Source organism: Paraburkholderia sp. SIMBA_030 (assembly GCF_046535245.1).
Lineage (GTDB): Bacteria > Pseudomonadota > Gammaproteobacteria > Burkholderiales > Burkholderiaceae > Paraburkholderia.
Genome location: NZ_JAWRXB010001320.1, coordinates 1 through 246 on the forward strand (window position 1 = coordinate 1; position 246 = coordinate 246).

A 246-nucleotide genomic window follows, 5' to 3' on the forward strand; every position below is an offset into this window, starting at 1 on the left:
CTCACCTGTTCATCGTTGCCTACGCTTTCCGTACGGTCATGTCCGATGTCGATCGTTTCATCGTGCTCGACTTTTTCCTTGCGGTCATTGCCGACAAACGTGCTCTCGTCGTGATTGACGTGAACGTTCTGATCCTTCTGTGCGTGGACGTAAATCTCCTCCTGATTCTTTTCGTCCTCGAAGCGCAGTTCGTTGTAGCCATCTCCCTTATGCGTCTGACTCTTGATCGTCATGCGCGTCTTGTGG

Annotated in this window: 1 protein-coding gene; it reads right to left on the reverse strand. The window is 51.6% G+C overall.

The window, feature by feature from the left end:
• Positions 1 to 233 (reverse strand): bacteriophage T4 gp5 trimerisation domain-containing protein (locus SB772_RS44325; protein WP_410839068.1); only part of this gene is annotated, 233 nt, incomplete at its 3' end.
• Positions 234 to 246 lie beyond the last annotated feature (13 nt).